The organism is Streptomyces sp. IBSBF 2435 (assembly GCF_036815005.1).
GTDB lineage: Bacteria > Actinomycetota > Actinomycetes > Streptomycetales > Streptomycetaceae > Actinacidiphila.
The window spans coordinates 1-2,728 of sequence record NZ_JAJSYW010000349.1; the positions used below are offsets into that span (position 1 = coordinate 1).

General features: G+C 71.7%; 3 protein-coding genes and 1 pseudogene. 1 reads left to right on the forward strand and 3 read right to left on the reverse strand.

Annotation, left to right across the window (positions count from 1 at the left end; all coding sequences use genetic code 11):
- Window positions 1-20: 20 nt before the first annotated feature.
- The 3 genes from V7E46_RS33225 to V7E46_RS33235 form a co-directional block, all read right to left on the reverse strand.
- Window positions 21-407, reverse strand: coding sequence for a PPOX class F420-dependent oxidoreductase (locus V7E46_RS33225; protein WP_333771881.1), 387 nt, complete (start codon window positions 405-407; stop codon window positions 21-23).
- A gap of 143 nt (window positions 408-550) precedes the next feature.
- On the reverse strand, window positions 551-1,393 hold the full coding sequence (locus tag V7E46_RS33230; RefSeq protein ID WP_333771882.1) for a GH25 family lysozyme: 843 nt from the start codon (window positions 1,391-1,393) through the stop codon (window positions 551-553).
- A 475-nt stretch (window positions 1,394-1,868) separates the two neighbouring features.
- Complete coding sequence (locus V7E46_RS33235) at window positions 1,869-2,354, reverse strand: DUF456 domain-containing protein (protein WP_329173702.1); 486 nt, start codon at window positions 2,352-2,354, stop codon at window positions 1,869-1,871.
- Between the two features lie 166 nt (window positions 2,355-2,520).
- Here V7E46_RS33235 and V7E46_RS33240 point away from each other — a divergent pair.
- Window positions 2,521-2,728 (forward strand): annotated as a pseudogene (locus V7E46_RS33240) (hypothetical protein); the annotation flags it as partial.

A 2,728-nucleotide genomic window follows, 5' to 3' on the forward strand; every position in this document is an offset into this window, starting at 1 on the left:
GCGCCGGGGGTGGGCCGGGGTCAGTCGTCCAGGCCCCAGCTGAAGATGCTGTGGGGCGTGATCCTGATCAGCTCGGGGCTCAGGTGCGCGCCGAGGTCGTGCGGGCCGACGATCTGCTCGGCGGTGCCGCGGATCTCCACCCCGCGGACCTTCCACGGCTCGACGCTCGCGATGTCGTCCACGACCAGGGAGACATGGCCGTTGGCCGCGATGTTCCGCCACTTCTTGGTGGTGCCCATCGCGTAGCCGCCGATGTCGACGGTGCTATCGGGCCGCAGGAAGAAGCCGACCGGGTTGGCCTGCGGTCGGCCCTTCGCGTCCACCGTCGCCAGCCGGGCGAGGCGCTGGCCGCGCAGATAGGCCAGCTCGGCGTCGTTCAGTTCCGTCCGTGCGGATGCCGTCGTCATGGGCCAAGCCTGACACGATCGCCCGACGCCATCATCGGACCTGCGGCCCAGGCGAGTCCTGGGCCGCAGGTCCGAGTACGGGCGGCACGGCGGTTCTTCGGCCGCTCCCGGCGCGGGCCGTGCCGCGGCTCCTGGCCGGGCCGTCAGGGGGTGTTGTTGGCCAGGGCCAGAAGGCGGGCACTGCTGGCGCTGAAACGGTCGCGGTCCACGGCGCCCGTGATGCCGCTCACCGAACCGTTGTCGGCGTACTGCCAGAAGGTCCAGAACGGGAAGCCGCCCGGGATGGTGGGGCTGGCCGCGGTGGTCCAGTGCGCCACATTCAGCGGGCTCCTGGCGGACATGCCGCTCCAGCCGCCGGTGCAGGAGTTCCACCAGCTCGCGCTGGTGTAGAGGACGACGTCACGGCTCGTCCTGGCCTTGTAGGTGTTGTAGAAGTCGAGGATCCACGACTGCATGGCGGCGGCCGTCTTGCCGTAGCAGCCGCCTTCGAGGTCCAGCATCCCGGGCAGCGTCAGGTTGTCCGCCGACCAGGCTCCGCCGTTGCCGGCGAAGTAGGCGGCCTGCGCCGCGCCGCTGGACAGGTCGGGCCGCGCGAAGTGGTAGGCGCCCCTGATCACCTTGGCGTTGTAGGCGTTGAGGTAGTCGGCGCTGAAGGTGGGGTCCTTGTACGTGGTGCTCTCGGTGGCCTTGATGTAGGCGAACTGGATCCCGGCGGCCTTCACCGACGTCCAGTTGATCGTCCCCTGGTAGTGCGAGACGTCGATGCCCGAGGGGTAGGACGCGTTCGGGGCCATGACGCCCGGGGCGTCGAGGTGCAGTTGCCGGGTGTCCGGCGCGAAGGCCTTGCTGTCCTGGACGTAGCCGACGCCCATGTAGCCGCCGCCGAGCGGGATGTCGCTGCCCGACGGCAGCGACTGGGCGGAGGCGGTGCCCCCTGTCATCGTCGCGGCAAGGGCCATGCTCGCGCCGAGGACGCCGGCCGCCATCAGTTTCCGCTGGACGGCCCGGGGGGTGCGGATTCGGGAGAACAAGGCTTTCCTCCTGGCACATTGGGGTGGTGCGGGGGACGGGGATCGCGAGATGTGCTGCCCGACCGGGGTTCTACTCGCGTAGCGTCCGAGCGGTCGGCGACCGCCACCGCTGCATTGGGGTGGCGTGGTGTGCGTGGGGCGAGGGGGCTCCGCACCGGCGTGCCGGGTGATGCTGCGTGTCACGGTGGTGCGGAGCGGTGCAGGCGGGATGCTTGATGTGGACGCGTCATGAGTGACGCATGAATTGACCCTCCGCGTAAAGGGGTTGCCGGAGAGTCGCTGTGGTCCAGACCACTGGGGAGGTCCCCGAGCTGCAGTGACGGTCACGCGGCGGCGGAATTTTCAGCGGGATGAAAACCGCTGCCGCCGCGGTGGCCGCTTCCGGCCGACGTCTCCGCCGCCGCGGAGGTGGCCGGGGGTCCGTCGTTCCCTAGGCCGCGATGGTCGCGACCAGCCAGGTGCCGACGACGAGCAGGCACGCGAGGAGTTCGACCAGGACGGAACCGCCGACCGTACGCATCGCCCGCCTGGTCGCCGTCCAGGCGGTGCGGTGGCCGCCGCCGAGGCGGACCCGCTCGGTCACGTAGATGCTGCCGGTGAAGCCGAGGACGGCCCCGAGCACCGGTACGAGGAAGAAGCCCGCGATGGCGGCGCCGCCGGCGTTGACGATCGTGCGCCAGGTGACCCCCGAGTCGCGGATGCGGCGGGACGGCAGCAGCCAGACCACGACCTGCGTGGCCGCCAGCAGTCCGGTCGCGCCGGCCAGCACCCCCCAGGTCAGGCTGGTGTGCTCGGAGGTCGCCCACCACAGGACGGCGGCCCAGCACAGCAGCGTGCCCGGTACGCCGGGGACCGTGATGCCGATGAGGCCGAGCAGCATCACGGCGCCGATCAGGCTCGCCTGTGCGGTCCCCATGAGCCCCACCCTGCCGGATTCCCGCCGCCTCCGCCCGCCCGGATCGTCCGTCGGCGGCCCGCCGCGATGGCCGCGGCGGGGTGAAGTTGCCAGTGTGGCGGGTGCGGTGGCGGGCGGCGCGGCGGTTTCACGTTTCCCGGCGGCCCGGGCGGTGGACAATAGGGGCATGAGCCAGCAGGGGGAGTCGCACCAGGGTCAAGACGACGACTGGTGGCGGCAGTTGTACGACAACGAGGCGGGTGCCGGTGCGGCGCCGGCCACGTCGGAATCGGTCGACGCGCACTTCGACACGGCGCTGACGGCGATGTCCCCGCCGCCTCCGGCGCCGCCCGCCGCGGACACGCTGCGGCTCCGCCGCCCGACCGCCCCTGCCC